Annotated in this window: 18 protein-coding genes; 10 read left to right on the top strand and 8 right to left on the bottom strand. The window is 63.4% G+C overall.

Annotated elements, in window-relative coordinates:
* Positions 1-20: 20 nt before the first annotated feature.
* Positions 21-2,243, top strand: coding sequence for a ribonuclease R (gene rnr / locus ACTS1Z_RS15400; protein ID WP_442625353.1), 2,223 nt, complete (start codon positions 21-23; stop codon positions 2,241-2,243).
* On the opposite strand, the gene ACTS1Z_RS15395 is transcribed toward rnr, so the two are convergent.
* Positions 2,240-3,229 (bottom strand): MBL fold metallo-hydrolase, encoded by a 990-nt coding sequence (locus ACTS1Z_RS15395; protein WP_442625352.1) that lies wholly within the window; start codon positions 3,227-3,229, stop codon positions 2,240-2,242. The genes rnr and ACTS1Z_RS15395 overlap by 4 nt on opposite strands.
* Positions 3,230-3,464: 235 nt before the next feature.
* Here ACTS1Z_RS15395 and ACTS1Z_RS15390 point away from each other — a divergent pair, with 235 nt between their 5' ends.
* Positions 3,465-3,833: a tetratricopeptide repeat protein gene (locus tag ACTS1Z_RS15390; RefSeq protein WP_442625351.1), complete on the top strand. Its 369-nt coding sequence runs from the start codon at positions 3,465-3,467 to the stop codon at positions 3,831-3,833.
* A 65-nt stretch (positions 3,834-3,898) separates the two neighbouring features.
* On the opposite strand, the gene ACTS1Z_RS15385 is transcribed toward ACTS1Z_RS15390, so the two are convergent.
* Genes ACTS1Z_RS15385 through ACTS1Z_RS15370 form a run of 4 tightly spaced genes read right to left on the bottom strand, consistent with a single transcriptional unit; the run spans position 3,899 to position 6,216 of the window.
* Positions 3,899-4,417: a hypothetical protein gene (locus ACTS1Z_RS15385; RefSeq protein ID WP_442625350.1), complete on the bottom strand. Its 519-nt coding sequence runs from the start codon at positions 4,415-4,417 to the stop codon at positions 3,899-3,901.
* A 35-nt stretch (positions 4,418-4,452) separates the two neighbouring features.
* Positions 4,453-5,007: a dCTP deaminase gene (dcd, locus tag ACTS1Z_RS15380; RefSeq protein ID WP_442625349.1), complete on the bottom strand. Its 555-nt coding sequence runs from the start codon at positions 5,005-5,007 to the stop codon at positions 4,453-4,455.
* An 11-nt stretch (positions 5,008-5,018) separates the two neighbouring features.
* Positions 5,019-5,705, bottom strand: coding sequence for a GH25 family lysozyme (locus ACTS1Z_RS15375; protein WP_442625348.1), 687 nt, complete (start codon positions 5,703-5,705; stop codon positions 5,019-5,021).
* Positions 5,706-5,733: 28 nt separating this feature from the next.
* Positions 5,734-6,216, bottom strand: a complete 483-nt coding sequence (locus ACTS1Z_RS15370) for a UPF0262 family protein (RefSeq protein WP_442625347.1) — start codon at positions 6,214-6,216, stop codon at positions 5,734-5,736.
* A gap of 148 nt (positions 6,217-6,364) precedes the next feature.
* Here ACTS1Z_RS15370 and ACTS1Z_RS15365 point away from each other — a divergent pair, with 148 nt between their 5' ends.
* From ACTS1Z_RS15365 to ACTS1Z_RS15335, 7 genes are all read left to right on the top strand, one after another.
* Complete coding sequence (locus ACTS1Z_RS15365) at positions 6,365-7,864, top strand: replicative DNA helicase (protein ID WP_442625346.1); 1,500 nt, start codon at positions 6,365-6,367, stop codon at positions 7,862-7,864.
* A gap of 31 nt (positions 7,865-7,895) precedes the next feature.
* Positions 7,896-8,510, top strand: coding sequence for a DNA repair protein RecO (gene recO / locus ACTS1Z_RS15360; RefSeq protein WP_442625345.1), 615 nt, complete (start codon positions 7,896-7,898; stop codon positions 8,508-8,510).
* A 17-nt stretch (positions 8,511-8,527) separates the two neighbouring features.
* Positions 8,528-9,577, top strand: a complete 1,050-nt coding sequence (gene leuB, locus ACTS1Z_RS15355; RefSeq protein ID WP_442625344.1) for a 3-isopropylmalate dehydrogenase — start codon at positions 8,528-8,530, stop codon at positions 9,575-9,577.
* 34 nt (positions 9,578-9,611) lie between these two features.
* Positions 9,612-10,820: a trans-sulfuration enzyme family protein gene (locus ACTS1Z_RS15350; RefSeq protein WP_442625343.1), complete on the top strand. Its 1,209-nt coding sequence runs from the start codon at positions 9,612-9,614 to the stop codon at positions 10,818-10,820.
* The gene (gene apaG / locus ACTS1Z_RS15345) at positions 10,817-11,215 is read left to right on the top strand and encodes a Co2+/Mg2+ efflux protein ApaG (RefSeq protein ID WP_442625342.1); all 399 of its coding nucleotides are present in this window, start codon (positions 10,817-10,819) and stop codon (positions 11,213-11,215) included. Before ACTS1Z_RS15350 ends, apaG begins: the two co-directional genes overlap by 4 nt.
* Before the next feature lie 94 nt (positions 11,216-11,309).
* Positions 11,310-12,065, top strand: coding sequence for a LysR family transcriptional regulator (locus ACTS1Z_RS15340; protein ID WP_442625341.1), 756 nt, complete (start codon positions 11,310-11,312; stop codon positions 12,063-12,065).
* Positions 12,065-12,595 (top strand): GNAT family N-acetyltransferase, encoded by a 531-nt coding sequence (locus ACTS1Z_RS15335; protein ID WP_442625340.1) that lies wholly within the window; start codon positions 12,065-12,067, stop codon positions 12,593-12,595. The genes ACTS1Z_RS15340 and ACTS1Z_RS15335 overlap by 1 nt, the downstream gene beginning before the upstream one ends.
* Here the strand turns inward: ACTS1Z_RS15335 and parE are convergent.
* From parE to ACTS1Z_RS15320, 3 genes are read right to left on the bottom strand one after another with little or no spacing between them, the layout of a single operon-like run.
* Positions 12,592-14,577 (bottom strand): DNA topoisomerase IV subunit B, encoded by a 1,986-nt coding sequence (gene parE, locus ACTS1Z_RS15330; RefSeq protein WP_442625339.1) that lies wholly within the window; start codon positions 14,575-14,577, stop codon positions 12,592-12,594. The genes ACTS1Z_RS15335 and parE overlap by 4 nt on opposite strands.
* Before the next feature lie 33 nt (positions 14,578-14,610).
* The gene (locus ACTS1Z_RS15325) at positions 14,611-15,630 is read right to left on the bottom strand and encodes a phytanoyl-CoA dioxygenase family protein (protein WP_442625338.1); all 1,020 of its coding nucleotides are present in this window, start codon (positions 15,628-15,630) and stop codon (positions 14,611-14,613) included.
* A 21-nt stretch (positions 15,631-15,651) separates the two neighbouring features.
* On the bottom strand, positions 15,652-16,302 hold the full coding sequence (locus tag ACTS1Z_RS15320) for a GcrA family cell cycle regulator (protein ID WP_442625337.1): 651 nt from the start codon (positions 16,300-16,302) through the stop codon (positions 15,652-15,654).
* A gap of 71 nt (positions 16,303-16,373) precedes the next feature.
* Between ACTS1Z_RS15320 and ACTS1Z_RS15315 the strand changes: the two genes are divergently transcribed.
* Complete coding sequence (locus ACTS1Z_RS15315; protein ID WP_442625446.1) at positions 16,374-17,228, top strand: ABC transporter permease; 855 nt, start codon at positions 16,374-16,376, stop codon at positions 17,226-17,228.
* The last annotated feature ends 27 nt before the right edge of the window (positions 17,229-17,255 follow it).

Below are 17,255 nucleotides of genomic sequence, written 5' to 3'. Positions count from 1 at the left end.
ATAACGGCTATGGCGGCGCCATGCCCCGCAGAACCCCCGCCGGTTTCCCGACCGAGCAGCAGATCGTCGATTTCCTCGAAAGCTCGGACCGGCCGGCCGGTAAGCGCGAGATTGCGCGCGCCTTCGGCCTGAAGGGGCAGGACAAAATTCAACTCAAGGCGTTGCTCAAGCGCATGGCGGAGAAAGGGCTCGTGGACAAAGGCGCGGGGCAGTCGCTCCACAAGGCGGGCGGCCTGCCGCGCGTTACGGTCCTGGGCGTCACGAATGTCGACGATGACGGCGATATATGGGCGGAACCCGAACGCTGGGATAGCGATGCACCGGTGCCCAAGCTGCGCGTCAAGGAACGCGGCCGCCGTCACCCGCTCGGCGTTGGCGATCGCATTCTCGCGCGGACCGAACAGGCCGGGCGCGGCTGGATCGCGCACCCGATGAAGAAAATTGCGCCCGCGCAGGACGAGTTGATGGGCGTGCTGCACGAGGAAGGCGGCAAGCTCTGGCTGAAGGGGCTCGAAAAGGGCAACCGGCGCGACTTTTTCGTATCCGACGCCAATCGCGCCCGGCCCGGCGATCTGGTTCTAGCCGAAAAGTCGGGACGGCCGCCGCGCGTTTCGGCACGTGTGACGGAAATCCTCGGCGATCCGTTCGAGCCGCGCAGCTTTTCCCTCATCGCGATCCACAAGCATGAAATCCCGGTCGAGTTTTCCGACGAGGCGCTCGCCGAAGCCGGACGTATGGCCAGACACGATCTGGGCGAACGCGAAGACTTGACGCATCTGCCGATCCTCGCCATCGATCCGGCCGATGCGCGCGATCATGACGATGCCTTCTGGGCGGAGCCGGACGGCGAGGGCGGCTGGCGCGTCATCGTCGCGATTGCCGATGTCAGTTACTATGTGCGGCCCGGTTCGGCGCTGGACAAGGAAGCGCGTAGGCGTGGCAACAGCGTCTACTTTCCGGACCGCGTCGTGCCGATGCTGCCCGAACAGCTGTCCGCCGATATCTGTTCGCTGAAAGCCGGCGAGGACCGCGCCGCGCTGGCCTGTCACATGACGATCGACAGGAAGGGACAGGTGAAGAGCTGGCGTTTTTCGCGCGTCAGGCTCCGGATAGCCGCGAATGTCCCTTACCCGGATGCGCAGGCGGCGATCGACGGGCAGGCGGATATCGTTGAACCCGCGCTCGTCGATAGCGTGCTGCGGCCGCTCTGGGACTGTTGGAGCGCGTTATTCCGGGCGCGCGAAAAGCGGGAGCCGCTCGATCTTGATCTGCCGGAACGCCGGATCGAACTCGATGAAACCGGCCGCATCCTCTCGGTCGCGCCGCGCGAGCGGCTCGATGCGCACCGGCTGGTCGAAGACTATATGATCGCCGCCAATGTCGCGGCGGCCAAAGCGCTCGAGGCCAAGGCCGCGCCGGTCATGTACCGCGTCCACGAACCGCCCAGCCGGGAAAAGCTGGTTGCACTGAAGGAGTATCTCGCGAGCCTCGACGTGCCCTTCACGCTGGGTCAGGTGATCCGTCCGGACACCTTCAATCGCATTCTCGAACGTGTCGGGGACGACGACTTCCGGCCGCAGGTCATGGAACAGATTTTGCGCACCCAGACCCAGGCCTATTACGCACCGCGCAATGCCGGGCATTTCGGGCTGGCGCTCGGCAGCTATGCGCATTTCACCTCGCCGATACGCCGCTATGCCGATCTGCTCGTCCACCGCGCGCTGGTCGGCGCGTACAATCTGGGGCCGGACGTCGCCGAGACGAAGTTGACGGGCAGCGAAGCCGAGCGGATGGAAGCGACGGGCGAGGCGATCAGCAAGCTCGAACGCCGTGCCATGGAGGCCGAGCGCGACACCGTGGACCGCTATGTCGCCGCCTATCTCTCCGAACGAGTCGGCGAGATCATGCCGGCACGGATTACCGGCGTGCAGAATTTCGGCTTCTTCGCGACGGTCGAGGGGCTGGGCGGCGACGGGCTGGTGCCGGCGCGCGATCTGGGCCGGGAATATTATCGCTATGACGAGCGCGCCCAGGCCCTGATCGGCGAAGACAGCGGCACGCGCTATACGCTTGGCGACCGGCTCGACCTGCGGCTCGTGGAAGCCAGTCCGATCAGCGGTGGGTTGCGGTTCGAACTGCCCGAGGGCAAAGGCGGCGGAACGAAGAGCGAGCGCGGGCGCAGGGGATCGCGCGACCGTTCAGATGGAAAACGGCGCAAGCCGCGCCGCAAGCGTAATCGCTAGCCGTCCGCGGCTTCGTTGCCGTCTTCTTCTTCTTCGCGGTCGGCTTCGAGTTCGCCGCCCAGTTGCGCGACGATCGCTTCGAGATTGCGCCGCAATTGGGCCGGTCGGCCGGTCACGCTTTCCCAGTCCGGATAATTGGAACGGATCGCGGTGATCGCCTCGTTAATCTCGGCTTCCGTGGCGACATCGTCGGACAGTATCTCGCGCTCGACGAGACCGCGCACGAAAGAAATATACGCAACCTGATTGGCGACGAGCAGGCCGATCGGGCCCGGCTCGCCATGGCCTGGATAGAGGGTGTAGCCGCTGAAATCGCGGGTCAGGCGGTCCAGCGCGCGCGGCCAGCTGTCGATATCGGCATCCGTGAAATCAGGATGCATGCGATTGGCGACCATATCGACGGCCAACAGCGCCTGTTCGCTCGGAATAGAGAGCATCGCCATCGTTTCTGCCTCGGTATCGCTCACGACATGGACGATCACCGGCACGCCCGAGACCGTCAGTTCCTCGCGATTCTCGATGAACCGCGTCGGCTCGGGCGGCATCCGGTAATCCTCGCCCAAGGTCTCCCGCAGCCGTTCGACATAGCCGGAAAGGTCGCGCCCGATCTGCTCCGCAACGTCCTCCGTCATCAACAGTTCGGCCTCGGGAAACGCCTCCATGAAAGACTGGAGACCGCCGAAATGGCCGGGATCGTAATGGCTGATCACAATCGCTGTGACCGGCTTGCCCGTCGCGCGGATCGCCGCGACCACGCGATCGGCAAGCGCTATTTCGCGCTGCGTATCGAATACCAGGACTTCGTCGGCGCCCTCCAGCCAATAGCTGTTTACCGAACCCGGCCCGGCGCGGAATGGACGGTGGATCTGGACGCTGTCGGTCGCGGTCGCTTCCGCCTCGTCCTCAGCGCCGCTCTGGCCGCCGCTGCAACCGGCCAGTGCCAGTCCAATGGCCGACAAGGCGATGAAAATGGGCGCCGCGCGCATGGCTCGAAGTCTCCGAATAAGGGCAGCCAGACTATATGCCGTTCGGCGAAAAGCGCAATTTCGAAGCGGCAACCGGCATGATTCTTTGGGGATATGTCGGCGCGGTAACCGCCGGATTTCGGGGCTTTCGCAATCGAGGACCGGATCAACCCTGAATCCTTTGTCATCAGACATTTACAGAACTGTCACATAAGTGTAATATGTATGTCACTAAAGAGTAATGCGGAGAGAGTGGATGACGAAATTCCTCATGATAGCAGCAGCTTGTGCTCTTCCTGTCGCGGTCCAGGCCGCGCCCTACCCGGAAGCGCACCCCACCGGGTACGACCCCTATGCCGCCGACGCGATCGAGCGCGCCGACTATGCGGCGGCCGAAGATCGCCTATTGCGGCGTCTGGCGGAAAATGATGGCGACGTTTCGGCGATGCTCAATCTTGCCACCGTCATGATGGAGACGGACCGGGTCGCACGCGCGTCTTCGATGCTCGAGCGCGTGCTCGATGCCGAGAATGTGCAGCTCACCAGCGTGGACGGCGAGCCGGTATGGTCACACGACGCGGCAACGGCCGGTCTGCGCGGTCGCGTGATGATCGGTTCGCGGTAAACGGATCCCCGAAAATTCGGGTCGCGAATAGCCCCGCCGGCATCACGTCGGCGGGGTTATTTGTTTCAAGCGAAGCCGTTGAAGGCGAGATGGACGATCTGGCCACTCGCGGGATTGAACTCCGCACCGAAGAAGGAGCGTCCGCCGTCGCAAACAATCATCGTAGAACGGCTGAAGTCGTTCTCCGGATGGCGTGTCACCATCTCCCTGGGAAAGAAGTTCCCGTATATCGTTTCGGTGCCGTCGCGAACGATGCCGATATATTGCCGCGCCCATCTGTCAGCGAGGTTCGACCAGCCCTGTCTTTCGGATTCCGGCCGATAAGAGTCGGGCGTTTCTCCCGAGGCACGTAGCGCCTCGGGCAGCGCTGCTTCGAAAGCCACGATGTCGGCCGGGGAAGGGGTGAAATAGCTGTCGCCGGGCGCGGGTGTGCTGCGTGAACACTGGTCGAGCAGGTCGGCCGCATCGTCGCCCCGATAAATATAGGCGCCAGCCGGAAGGGTTTGACTTTGTTCGGCGGCGGACGGCGTGCAAGCCATGAGCATCGCTAGAGTAACGGCGAAAACGGAACCGGGCTTTGCCATGGGTGTCTCCCAACGATCCAGACCGCAACCATGCCTTATAGCTTCGGCAACGTCACGCCTTTCTGGCCCATATATTTGCCGGCCCGGTCCGCATAGCTGGTCTCGCACGGCTCGTTGCCCTGCAGGAACAGGAACTGGCAAGCGCCTTCATTGGCATAAACCTTGGCGGGCAACGGGGTCGTGTTGGAGAACTCAAGAGTCACATGGCCTTCCCAGCCCGGTTCGAGCGGCGTGACGTTCACGATGATGCCGCAGCGCGCATAGGTCGACTTGCCGAGGCAGATAACGAGAATGTCGTTCGGCACACGGAAATATTCGACCGTCCGGGCGAGCGCGAAACTGTTGGGCGGTATGATGCAGCAATCGGTCTGCCGGTCGACGAAACTGTTGTTGGAGAAATTCTTGGGATCGACGATCGCATTGTCGACATTGGTGAAGATCTTGAACTCGTCCGCCGCGCGCGCGTCGTAGCCATATGAAGACAGCCCATAGCTGATCGTGCCTTCGCGGCGCTGCCCGTCCTCGAACGGCTCGATCATCCCGTCTTCGAGCGCGCGTTCGCGAATCCATTTGTCGGCCATGATGCTCATGAGCGCGATCCTTAGCCCGGCTGGTTCGGCCGCACCACATTCCAGCGTACGGGGTTTTCCACACCCTCGACCTGTCTGATGTCGCTCGCCTCCCACATCACCCAGGGCACCGCGCCGAAATCCGGTTTGAAGAGCCGGCGGGGCAGCCAGAAGCTCCGCTCGACCCGGCGCGTCACCTCATATTCGGCATCGAATTCGCGCGTGACGTAGATCAACGCCGGGCTTTGGGCGTGCCGCTCGACGATCTCGAGAAAGTTTGCGAGTTCCGCGATGAAGATGTCCAGGTTCGGCCGGTCGGTGCAGTTGCCGGTGAAGTCGAGCAGTATCGCGGGGGGCAGAGCATCTTCATGATCGGGCACGGTAGCCACGAAGTTCGTCGCCTGGTCGATGGCGAGGCGGCACAGCTCATAGGTGTGGATGGCGCCATGCCGGAGCCCCGCCTCGTGCGCGGCACGCCAATGCGCGGCGAAATTCGGATCGCGATCGGTATCGCCGTCGGTCGCGTGGATATAAGCGAAGTCGGCACCCGCGGCGCGCAGGGTCGGCCAGTGCACCTCGCCCTGCTCGGCACCGATGACCGGACCCTGGGTCGGATATTGGCTTTCGACCGGATGCCAGCGGATCGCGACCTGCCACAGCGCGATGGCCGCAACGCCGGCCAGCAGCAGCCAGAACACCCCCCATTTGATTGCCTTCATCGTTCCCCCGGTCCGAATGGCATGGCGATCAGCCCTTGATATGCAGGACGCAGATCAGCGTGAACAGACGGCGCGCCGTATCGAAATCCACCGCCACCTTCCCGTCCAACCGCTCCTTGAGCAGCTCGGCCGCGTCGTTGTGAATCCCGCGTCGCGCCATGTCGATCGTCTCGATTTGTTGCGGCGTCGCCTGGCGGATCGCCTGGAAATAACTGTCGCAGATAGCGAAATATTCGCGGATCGGCCGGCGAAAACGCGTGAGCCCTATGATGATCGTTTCGAGCAACGCATCGTTCTCCGCCGCGATATCGAGCGCAAGCCGGCCCTCCTCGACGCGCAGCGTAAGCTTGTAGGGTCCCGCATAGCCTTCCGGATAGTCCTTGGCCGGTTCGAAATGATTGCCTTCGAGCAGATCGAAAATGGCAATGCGCCGCTCCTGCTCGATATCGGCATTGCGCCAGATGATCGTGCGTTCGTCGAGCTGGACGTCTATGATCCGCGGATCGGCCATCCGCGACGCTTAGAGGGCGATTATGGCCGAAATCAATCGCTAAGGGGGCGAGGAACCTTTCCACAGACTTATGCAGGACTTTTACATCCTCTGTCCGCGACACGGTTAAGGGGTTGAGCGACACGCCAATCGAGACGACAAGGGGTATATGGCAGAACCCGCTCCACTCATCGGCGACAACGAAAACGGCATTATGGCGTTGCCGCACAATGTGGAGGCAGAGGCGGCGCTGCTCGGCGCGCTGCTGATCGACAATCGGCTGGTTGACGATGTGCAGCGGATCCTGCGCGAGGACCATTTTTTTGATCCCGTGCATGGCCGTATCTACCAGGCGATCATCAAGATGGTCGTCGATAAGAACATGGTCGCCAATCCGGTCACGCTGAAACCGATGTTCGAAGCCGATGAGGGCCTCAAGGAACTGGGCGGTGTCGGTTATCTGGTGAAGATCACGGAGAGCGGCGTCGCGTTGATCGGCGCCCGCGATTTCGCGACGCAGATCTACGAGCTGGCACTGCTCCGCGCGCTGATCGGCGTTGGGCGCGAGATGGTCGAAAAAGCCGTCGATACGAGTGATGCGGTCGATCCCAAGGCGCAGATCGAGGAAGCCGAAGTCGAGCTCTACAAGGTCGCCGAAGCCGGCGGCGAAAGCGGCGCAACCAAGAGCTTCGCCTCGGCCGCTGCCGAAGCCGTTACCATGGCGCAACGGGCGCTCAATTCGGGCGGCAATGTTTCGGGCTACACGACGGGTTTTTCGAGCCTCAACCATCATTTCGGCGGGCTGCACAAGTCGGACCTCATCATCCTCGCCGCGCGCCCCGGCATGGGCAAGACGGCGCTCGCGACGAATATCGCCTTCGAGACGGCCTTGCGCTTCCAGCGCGACCAGGAAGACGGGATCGAGGAATCGATCGGCGCCCCGGTCGCCTTTTTCAGCCTCGAAATGTCGGCCGACCAGCTCGCCACACGCATCCTGTCCGAGCGCTCCCGGATCAGTTCGGAGAAACTCCGCAAAGGCCAGATCAGCCAGGAAGAGTTCCGCAATCTCGCCCGGGCGGCGGCGGAGCTGGAAAGCCTGCCTTTCTATATCGACGATACGCCGGGCCTCACGATTGCCGCGCTGCGCACGCGCGCACGGCGGCTGAAGCGCCAGCGCGGCATTTCGATGATCGTCGTCGACTATCTGCAGCTATTGCAGGGTTCTGCGCGCACCGGCGACAATCGCGTGCAGGAGATTTCGGAGATCAGCCGTGGGCTCAAAACACTCGCCAAGGAACTGGAAGTGCCGGTGCTCGCGCTTTCGCAGCTCAGCCGCGCCGTCGAACAGCGCGAAGACAAGAAGCCGCAGCTTTCGGACCTGCGCGAATCGGGCTCGATCGAGCAGGATGCCGATATCGTGCTCTTCATCTATCGCGAGGATTATTATCACGGCTTTGCCGAGCCGCCGATGATCACCGAGCAAAGCTCGCCCGAGGATCGCGAGAAACGCTCCGCCTGGGAGCTGAAGAACCAGGAAGTGGCTGGGCAGGCGCAGGTCATTATCGCCAAGCAGCGCCACGGCGCGACCGGCACGGTCACGCTGCACTTCGATCGCGAATTCACGCGCTTCAGCGACATGGCCTATGAGGATCGGCGGCCGAGCTATTAGCGTGTCGCGCGCTTTCGACTAAAGCATCTCCATGCAGCTCCGCACGCGCGCCATTGTCTGCGCCATCCGCCCGCACGGCGAACATGGCACAATCGCCCGGCTGATGACGCCCGGAAGCGGGCTGATGGCGGGCCATGTCCGGGGCGGCCGATCGCGCCGCATCCGCCCGATCCTGTTGCCGGGCAATATCGTCGAAGCAGAATTCCGCGCGCGTACGGAGGAGCAGCTCGCCGGGTTGACCGTCGAACTGGTGACGAGCCGGAGTGGTCTCTACGCCGAAGCGCTGGCCGCAGCCGGCATCGAATGGGCCTGCGCGCTGACCGCCGCCACCTTGCCGGAGGGACAGGCTTATCCGCACATCCATGACGCGCTCGATGCCGTGCTGAGCGCGATCGAAGCCGCGCCGAGCGCGCGGCGCTGGGCGTCGGCGCTCGTCCGCTACGAACTGCTGATATTGCGCGAACTCGGTTTCGGCCTCGATCCTGAAAAGACGGACATTCCCGACGCGATGGAAGATTGGCCGGCGATCTTCGACGGATTTCGACTCACCGGGCATTTTCTCGGCCGCGACCTGTTGGACGAACGGCGCAATGATGTAATGGCGGCACGCGAAAGACTCGTCGAGCGTCTGAAACGCGCCGCGTGAAGAAGGGGAATAGAGCCATGCTGGTCGCGTTGCTGCCCGGAGACGGGATCGGTCCCGAAGTAATCGCGGAGGCGGTGCGTGTACTCGAAGCGCTCGGCATCGACGGTTTGGCGTTCGAGGAAGCGCCGATCGGCGGAGCGGCGTACAAAGCGTCCTGCCACCCGCTGCCGGACGCGACGCTCGATCTCGCTAGGCGCGCGGATGCGATCCTGTTCGGCGCGGTTGGCGACCCCGATTGCGATGGGCTGGAACGGCATTTGCGGCCCGAACAGGCGATCCTCGGACTGCGCAAGGAATTAAAACTCTTCGCGAATTTGCGCCCGGCCAACCTGTTTCCGGAACTTGCCGATGCATCGGCCCTTCGGCCCGAGATCGCACGCGATATCGATGTGATGATCGTGCGCGAACTGACCGGCGACGTCTATTTCGGCGAGAAGGGAATGCGGACGACCGAAGACGGGCTGCGCCAGGGCTATGACATCATGGCCTATGACGAGGCGGAGATCGCGCGGATCGCGCGCTCGGGTTTCGAGACGGCCCGTGCGCGCCGTGGCAAGCTCTGTTCGGTCGACAAGGCCAATGTCCTCGAAACCTCGCAGCTGTGGCGCGATGTCATGATCGAGGTGTCGGCCGATTATCCGGACGTCGCACTCAGCCATATGTATGTCGACAATGCCGCGATGCAGCTCGTGCGCGATCCCGGCCAGTTCGATACGATCGTCACCGGTAACCTGTTCGGCGATATCCTGTCCGACCTTGCCAGCATGTGCGCGGGCTCGATCGGGATGCTGCCGTCCGCCTCGCTCGATGCCGACGGCAAGGGGTTGTACGAACCGATCCACGGTTCCGCCCCCGATATCGCAGGCCAAGCCAAGGCCAATCCGCTCGCGACGATCCTGTCCGCCGCGATGATGCTCCGCTATTCGCTGAAGATGGGCGAGGCGGCGGACAGGATTGAGTCGGCAGTGAGCACGGCGCTTTCGGGTGGATTGCGGACCGCCGATCTCGGCGGCAGCGCCTCCACGCGGGAGGCGGGCGATGCCGTGATTGCCGCGCTACCGCATTGACGCGGCGCATCATCGCTTGGCAAAGCGGGATGCCATGAAACGCAATACCGGACAGGATCGCGCAACGACGGCGAAATGGCGCCCGGCCACGCAGGCCGTGCGCGGCGGCACCGCGCGTTCGGAATTCGGGGAAACCTCCGAAGCGATCTTCCTGACGTCCGGTTACGCCTATGATTGCGCGGCCGACGCGGCTGACCGCTTCGCCGGCGAGCAGCAGGGCATGACCTATTCACGGCTGCAGAACCCGACGGTCGAGATGCTCGAACAGCGGATCGCCCTGATGGAGGGCGCCGAGGCCGCACGCTGCACGGCGAGCGGCATGGCGGCGATGACCGCGGCCCTGCTCTGCCAGCTAAAGACCGGCGATCATGTCGTCGCCGGCCGGGCGCTGTTCGGTTCGTGCCGCTGGCTGACCGATACGCTGCTGCCGAAGTTCGGGATCGAAACGACCACCATCGACGCGCGCGATCCGGATTTGTGGAAGGTCGCAATCCGGCCCGAAACCAAGGCCTTTTTCTTCGAAACGCCCGCCAATCCGACGATGGATATCGTCGATTTGAAAGCCGTGTGCGATATCGCGCGCGATAACGGCGTCATCTCGGTCGTCGACAATGCGTTCGCGACGCCCGCGCTCCAGCGGCCGATGGAGTTCGGCGCGGATATCGTCGCCTATAGCGCGACCAAGATGATGGACGGGCAGGGGCGGGTGCTCGCCGGAGCGATCTGCGGCACCGAGGAATTCATCCTCGAAACCCTGCTGCCCTTTACCCGCAACACCGGGCCGACGCTGTCCGCGTTCAACGCCTGGGTGGTGCTGAAGGGCCTGGAAACGCTCGATCTGCGTATCCGCCGGCAGAGCGAGAATGCGGTGCAGGTCGGGAGCTTCCTCGAGGGTCGCGTCCCGCACATCCTGCATCCGGGTCTTCCCAGCCATCCCCAGCATAATCTCGCAATGACCCAGATGGACGCCTGCGGCCCGATCTTCTCCTTCTTCGTCGATGGCGGTCGCCGAGAGGCCCATGCCTTGCTCGATGCGCTTGAGCTCATCGACATTTCGAACAATATCGGCGACTCTCGCAGCCTGATGACGCACCCGGCGTCGACCACGCATAGCGGGCTGGACGAAAGCGTGCGGGAGGAAATGGGAATCGAAGAGAATATGCTCCGGATCAATGTCGGCCTCGAGGATCCACAGGATCTGATCGACGATCTCGATCGCGCGCTAAAGGCGGCGGGCCTGTGAATGCGCTCTTCCCCCATGCGGCGCGGACCGAAGATGTGATCGTGCGCGTTTCGGTCAGCTTCCTCCCCGAACAGTCCGAACTCGCCAAGGAACGCTGGTTCTGGGCCTATCATATCCGGATCGAGAATTGCGGAGACATGCCGGTGCAGCTGCTCACGCGCCACTGGTTCATCACCGACGCCAATGGGCGTCAGCAGGAGGTTGCGGGCGAGGGCGTGGTCGGCGAACAGCCGGTGATCGAGCCGGGCGGTGCGTTCGACTATGTGTCGGGTTGCCCGCTTTCGACGCCGAGCGGTTCGATGGAAGGCAGCTATGCGATGGTCCGCAACGATGGTGCGCAGTTCGACGTCGCGATCCCGCGCTTCCCGCTTGCAGCACCCGCGGTCGCCGGATGATCAGTCGAGAGGAAAACCGTTAGCCCTGAGCTTGTCGAAGGGCGTCTATCGTTGGATAAGCGGGCTTCGACAGGCTCAGCCCTAACGGAAACGCATGAAAAGAACTCTACTCCCCTTGAACGGATTGCGCGTGTTCGACGCCGCGGCGCGTCATCTGTCCTTCACGCGGGCGGCCGACGAGCTGGCCGTCACACCAGCCGCGGTCGGTCAGCAGATACGCGCGCTGGAAGACACGCTGGGCGTCGTCCTCTTCCGTCGCACACCCAAGGGCCTTGAACTGACGCCGGAAGGCGAACGCGGGCTCGACGCGCTGCGCGCGGGTTTCCTGCAATTCGAGGAAAGCGTGCAGGCGATGCGGCAGGGCCAGTCCTCCAACCGGCTGACGATCGCCGCGCCGCGCGATTTCAGCCGCTACTGGTTGCTCCCGCGCCTCGCCGAATTCGGCAAGACCGATCCCGATATGCGTTTCCAGCTGATCGCCAGCGACGAGCCGCTCGATTTTACCGAGGCCAATCTCGATCTGGCGATCCGGCTCGCCGACGGGCCGGGCGACCATATGGGCGTGAAGCTGGCCGAGCCGGAAGCCGTATGGGTCGGCAAGGGTGAGATCATCTGCTGGGAAGGCGGCAAGGCGGACGAAATCCGGCTGATCGTCGCCGATGCGGGGCTGGCACTGGAGGCGGCGATGTCCGGAATCGGCAAGGCGCGCGTGCCGCGGCTGCTCGCCGAAGCGGCCGGGGCCGAGATCGGCGAGAGCGAGGAGGCGCAGCGCGCCTATTGGCTGATGGCGCCGCTCCCGCAATGGCGGCAGCAAAAGGTCCGCAAGCTCGTCGCCGCGCTCACAGGCTGATGGCCGATCTGCCGACGTTGCAATCGAAGCGGCTCGTCCTCCGCCCCTTGGTCGAGGCCGACGCCGAAGCGATGCATCATTTCTTCTCGGACGAGGAGGCGATGCGCTACTGGTCGAGCGGTCCGCACCAGACGCTTCAGGAAACCGAGGGCTATGTCCGCATCAATGCGACGGACGAGAAATATCTGACTTGGGCGATCACGGAGGATGGCGGCGAGGCGTTGGGCTGGGTCTGTCTGATCCCGGGCCGGGAAGGCGTGGCCGAAATCGGCTACAATCTCCGCCGCAGCCATTGGCGCAAAGGCTTTGTGAGTGAAGCGCTCGCGCGCGTTATTACGCATGCGTTCGGCAAGATGGATCTAAGGCGCATTACCGCCGATACCGATCCGGATAACCACGGCTCGAACGCCGTGCTCGAAAAGCTCGGGTTCCAGCGCGAAGGTTATCTACGGGAAGAATGGACGACGCATCTGGGTGTCCGGGATAGTATCGTCTGGGGCTTGCTGAAGCGGGAGTGGACGGCGCGCTAGGCGTCGATCGCTTCTTCATCCAGCATCGCCGCATTCTCCTGAATGAACTGGAAGCGGTGTTCGGGATGTTTGCCCATCAGCCGGTCGACCAGGTCCTTCACGCCGGCTTCTTTCTGGAATTCCTTGGGCAGCGTGACTTTCAAAAGCGAGCGCGTATCCGGGTCCATCGTCGTTTCGCGCAGCTGTTTCGGGTTCATCTCGCCCAAGCCCTTGAAGCGCGCCACATCGACCTTCTTGCCCTTGAATATCGTCGCTTCGATCTCGGCGCGTTCGACATCGTCCTGCGCATAATGGCTCGTGCCGCCGGCCGTCAGGCGGTAAAGCGGCGGGCGGGCGAGGAAGACATGGCCGGCCTTCACGATGGCCCCCATCTCCTGGAAGAAGAAGGTCATCAGCAATGTCGCGATATGCGCGCCGTCGACATCGGCGTCGGTCATGATGATGATGCGTTCGTAGCGCAGCTGATCGGGATCGCATTGCTCGCGCGTGCCGCAGCCGAGCGCAAGGACGATGTCGGCAATCTCCTGGTTTGCCAATATCTTGGCCGACGTTGCTGAAGCAACGTTGAGGATCTTGCCGCGGATGGGGAGGATCGCCTGCGTCTTGCGATTCCGCGCCTGTTTGGCCGATCCGCCCGCGCTGTCGCCCTCGACGATGAACAGCTCGGTGCCCTCGGGGCCGGCTTCCGAACAATCGGTCAGCTTGCCGGGCAGGCGCAGCTTGCGCGCACTGGTCGCGGTCTTGCGCTTGACCTCCTTCTCGGCCTTGCGCGCGAGCCGCTCTTCCATCCGCTCGACGCAATAGGTGAGCAGCGCCTTGCCGCGTTCCATATTGTCCGTGCAGAAATGGTCGAAATGGTCGCGGACCGCATTCTCGACGAGTTTTGCCGCTTCGGGGCTGGTCAGCCGGTCCTTGGTCTGGCTCTGGAATTGCGGGTCCTTGAGGAACACCGAAAGCATCAGCTCGCTGCCGGACATGATATCGTCGGCCGTGATGCCCGATGCTTTCTTGACACCCACAAGCTCGCCGAACGCGCGGATGCCCTTTACGAGCGCGGCGCGCAGGCCTGCTTCATGCGTCCCGCCGTCGCGCGTCGGGATCGTGTTGCAATAATAGCTGTAGGCGCCGTCGGAATAGAGCGGCCAGGCGACGGCCCATTCGACCGAGCCTTGCCCATCCGGGAAATCCTGCTTGCCCGCAAAGAAGTCCGTCGTCGCGCACGGGCGTTCGCCGACTTCTTCGGCGAGATGGTCGGCGAGGCCGCCCGGAAACTGGAAGACGGCTTCGGGCGGCGTATCGTCCTTGATCAGGGCGGGGTCGCACTTCCAGCGAATCTCGACGCCAGCAAAGAGATAGGCTTTTGAGCGCGCAAGCTGGTGCAGCCGCTGCGGTTTGAACGCGGCCTTCTTGCCGAAGATTTCGGGGTCGGGGACGAAGGAGACGGTCGTGCCGCGCCGGTTCGGTGTATCGCCTACCTTTTCGAGCTTCGAAGTCACATCGCCGCGCGCATAGGTCTGGCGATGCACTTCCTTGTTCTTCGCCACCTCGACGATCGTTTCCTCGGACAGCGCGTTGACGACGCTGATGCCGACGCCGTGGAGGCCGCCTGACGTCGCATAGGCCTTGTCCGTGAATTTGCCGCCCGAATGGAGCGTCGTCATGATGACTTCGAGCGCCGATTTCTTTTTGAATTTGGGATGCGGGTCGATCGGGATGCCGCGACCGTTATCGCTGATCGTCAGCCGGTTGCCAGGCTCCAGCGCAATCTCGATCCGGCTTGCATGGCCGGCGACCGCTTCGTCCATCGCATTGTCGAGCACTTCGGCCGCGAGATGATGGAGAGCGCGCTCGTCGGTGCCGCCGATATACATGCCGGGCCGCCGGCGGACGGGCTCGAGCCCCTCGAGTACCTCGATCGCGGAGGCGTCGTAATCGTCCGTCGAACCGCCGCTTCCGGATTGGCCTGCAAAAAGATCGGTCATGCCGATCGATATAAGAATCGCGGAGTCGCTGCGCTAGCGCTCGGTCGGCGACTTATCCCCAACGTCGCGCCAGGGCTGGCCGACAAAGCGTTTCCAGCGATCGCGAAAGCCCCAGAGATAGTTGATGCGCCGCTCGGCGATGCCCGGCAGGCTGAACGGATCTAGACCCGTCCATGGGAGATAGGGATTGCGCCGGCCATAGGCCCATATCTCGACGCGGGTGGAAGGTCGCACGGACGGTCCGCGCGCGTGAAAGCCGAATGTGTCGCCCACGACCAGCGTATTGGCGGGCACAGCGAAGGTCCGCGGCTCAGGCAGACCGAGGCCCGGCAGCTCTTCGTGCGTGACGCGGAACGAGCCGCGCGACGAGAGACGGTCCACGCCTTCGGGCGCCTTGATGCTCATCTGCCGCTCCCATTCCAGCCGTTCGGGCGTCAGCCGGTGCGAGCCGGGCACGTAGCAGAACGGTCCCTCGTCCTCGGCGACATCGGTGAGGAACAGCCATGCCTTGACCGTCGGGTGGAAAGTGTCGGCGTGGAAATGCGTCTGCGGGTCGGGATCGGCGTCGCGGACATGCGAGAGGATCGATTGAATATATGTGAGCGGCTCCTGGTCGAAGCTGCCCGCATAGCGGATCAGCCCACGCCAGTCGGGATTGCGGAGAAGCGCCCGTGCCTCGGGAATTTTCGTAAGCAAAGCCGGGTCGAGCGCGAAACGCCGCGTGATCGTGTCGCCCTGCACCATGTCGCGCGCCGGGCCGCGATGGGCGAGCACGGCGTCGCGCAACCGCGCGAACTGCTCTGCGGGCAGGAAATCGGACTTGGCGACGAACCCATCCCGGTCGAACGCCGTGCGGTCCGCTGGGTCGATAAGCTTGGCGAGCTTCTCGCGCCGCTTCCACGCCATCGCATGCGCCCGCTTCACACGCGCCGCATGCAGCCCGCGTGCATTCAGCCGGTGCGAACCGATAATCGGATTCTTGCTGAAATTCTTCGCGCCTGTGGCGAGTTGCGCCACCCACCAGGGTGCGAGGAGATAGCGGGCGGGGTTCATGCTGGCCCCGCTGCTATCCGGCTAGCGTACCCGCGGGCCGCCAAAGGGCAGGGGCGGCGGCGGACGGCGGTCTTTGCGCGGGAGCTGCGCCTGATAGGCGCGGCCGCAATGTTCGACGCAATAGGGGAAACCCGGGTTCACCGGCTCGCCGCAGAAATGGAAATCGGATTCGCCCGGATGGCCCATCGGCCATTTGCAGATACGCTCGGTGAGGTCGAGCAGGCCGGTCTTGTCCTCATATTCCGGGTCGAGCTTCTGCGGCACGAGCCGGCGCGGCGGCGCGGGCGGCAGCGGTTGCTGGTCGGCCGGCGACTGGCGGGTAAAGCCGCCAGGGCCGATCGAGCGGTATTGCGGGCCCGACGGCGCGGGCGCGGCCTTTTGCTGCGGCGCTTCGGCGGGCTTGGCGGCGGGCGCGGGCGCTTGCGGCGCCGGCTTCGCTTTCGCCTTGGTTGCTGCCTTGGCTTTCGGCGCGGCCTTCTTCGTGGCAGGCTTCTTCTTCGCCTTCGACTTCGCTTTCACGGGCGAGGGGCGGGACTTGAGGCCCAGCCGATGTGCCTTGCCGATCACCGCGTTGCGGCTCACGCCGCCGAGCTTTTCGGCGATCTGGCTCGCCGTCATGCCTTTTTCCCACATCTTCTTCAGTTCATCGATGCGTTCGTCGGTCCAGGCCATCAATTTTCCTTCTTTAGCTCAAAGCCCAACTGGCTTGCCGGAGCGTGCCGCAGCGGATAGTCGCCTTGGCGATGTCAGACCAGCCCCAATCGCACGATACCGATTTTCGGATGCCGGAAGCCCGAACACTGCCCGAACCGGGCGTACCCTCGATCGCTTTCGTCAACTGGGTTGGATTACGTACGCTCTACATTAAGGAGGTTCGCCGTTTCTTCAAGGTCCAGCTGCAAACCGTCTGGGCCCCGGCGGTCACGACTTTGCTGTTCCTAGTGATATTCACCGTAGCGCTCGGGCGGGGCGACCGCGAAGTGCTGGGCGTGCCGTTCAACACCTTTCTCGCGCCCGGTCTGATCGTTATGGGCATGATCCAGAACGCCTTCGCCAATTCCAGCTTCTCGCTGCTCGTCGGCAAGATCCAGGGCACGATCGTCGACTATCTGATGCCGCCCTTGTCGACGCTCGAACTCCTCATCGCGCTGGTCGCCGGCGCAGTGACGCGGGCCTTCTGCGTCGGCATCGCCGTATGGGTCGCGATGTGGCTCTGGGGGATCGACGTGTCGACCGAGCATGTCTGGGCCATCGTCTATTTTGGCCTCATGGGTTCGATTATGCTCGCCTTTCTCGGCGTGCTGACATCGATCTGGGCGGAAAAATTCGATCACGCGGCGGCGGTGACCAATTTCCTCGTCGCGCCGCTCGCGCTCCTGTCCGGCACCTTCTACACGATCGAGCGGCTCGATCCGATCTTCCAGGCGGTCAGCGCGCTCAATCCGTTCTTCTATGTCATTTCCGGGTTCCGATACGGGTTCATCGGCGCGACGGACTCCAATCTTGCGATGGGCGTTGTTGTGCTGCTGGCCCTCAATATCGGCCTGTGCGCGCTATGCTACGGGCTGCTCGTGCGCGGGTGGAAGATAAAGAGCTGAGGCGCGTTTTCGCCATTTGACGGACTC

Source organism: Parasphingopyxis sp. (assembly GCF_052168295.1).
In the GTDB taxonomy this organism is placed as follows: Bacteria; Pseudomonadota; Alphaproteobacteria; order Sphingomonadales; family Sphingomonadaceae; genus Parasphingopyxis.
This window is presented reverse-complemented; position numbering and strand designations above follow the sequence as displayed.

What these genes read in the sequence shown, in the direction of transcription:
- rnr (WP_442625353.1), top strand. Translation starts at nt 21, where the DNA reads ATGCCCCGCAGAACCCCCGCCGGTTTCCCGACCGAGCAGCAGATCGTC.
- ACTS1Z_RS15395 (WP_442625352.1), bottom strand. Translation starts at nt 3,229, where the DNA reads ATGCGCGCGGCGCCCATTTTCATCGCCTTGTCGGCCATTGGACTGGCA.
- ACTS1Z_RS15390 (WP_442625351.1), top strand. Translation starts at nt 3,465, where the DNA reads ATGACGAAATTCCTCATGATAGCAGCAGCTTGTGCTCTTCCTGTCGCG.
- ACTS1Z_RS15385 (WP_442625350.1), bottom strand. Translation starts at nt 4,417, where the DNA reads ATGGCAAAGCCCGGTTCCGTTTTCGCCGTTACTCTAGCGATGCTCATG.
- dcd (WP_442625349.1), bottom strand. Translation starts at nt 5,007, where the DNA reads ATGAGCATCATGGCCGACAAATGGATTCGCGAACGCGCGCTCGAAGAC.
- ACTS1Z_RS15375 (WP_442625348.1), bottom strand. Translation starts at nt 5,705, where the DNA reads ATGAAGGCAATCAAATGGGGGGTGTTCTGGCTGCTGCTGGCCGGCGTT.
- ACTS1Z_RS15370 (WP_442625347.1), bottom strand. Translation starts at nt 6,216, where the DNA reads ATGGCCGATCCGCGGATCATAGACGTCCAGCTCGACGAACGCACGATC.
- ACTS1Z_RS15365 (WP_442625346.1), top strand. Translation starts at nt 6,365, where the DNA reads ATGGCAGAACCCGCTCCACTCATCGGCGACAACGAAAACGGCATTATG.
- recO (WP_442625345.1), top strand. Translation starts at nt 7,896, where the DNA reads ATGCAGCTCCGCACGCGCGCCATTGTCTGCGCCATCCGCCCGCACGGC.
- leuB (WP_442625344.1), top strand. Translation starts at nt 8,528, where the DNA reads ATGCTGGTCGCGTTGCTGCCCGGAGACGGGATCGGTCCCGAAGTAATC.
- ACTS1Z_RS15350 (WP_442625343.1), top strand. Translation starts at nt 9,612, where the DNA reads ATGAAACGCAATACCGGACAGGATCGCGCAACGACGGCGAAATGGCGC.
- ACTS1Z_RS15340 (WP_442625341.1), top strand. Translation starts at nt 11,310, where the DNA reads ATGAAAAGAACTCTACTCCCCTTGAACGGATTGCGCGTGTTCGACGCC.
- ACTS1Z_RS15335 (WP_442625340.1), top strand. Translation starts at nt 12,065, where the DNA reads ATGGCCGATCTGCCGACGTTGCAATCGAAGCGGCTCGTCCTCCGCCCC.
- parE (WP_442625339.1), bottom strand. Translation starts at nt 14,577, where the DNA reads ATGACCGATCTTTTTGCAGGCCAATCCGGAAGCGGCGGTTCGACGGAC.
- ACTS1Z_RS15325 (WP_442625338.1), bottom strand. Translation starts at nt 15,630, where the DNA reads ATGAACCCCGCCCGCTATCTCCTCGCACCCTGGTGGGTGGCGCAACTC.
- ACTS1Z_RS15320 (WP_442625337.1), bottom strand. Translation starts at nt 16,302, where the DNA reads ATGGCCTGGACCGACGAACGCATCGATGAACTGAAGAAGATGTGGGAA.
- ACTS1Z_RS15315 (WP_442625446.1), top strand. Translation starts at nt 16,374, where the DNA reads ATGTCAGACCAGCCCCAATCGCACGATACCGATTTTCGGATGCCGGAA.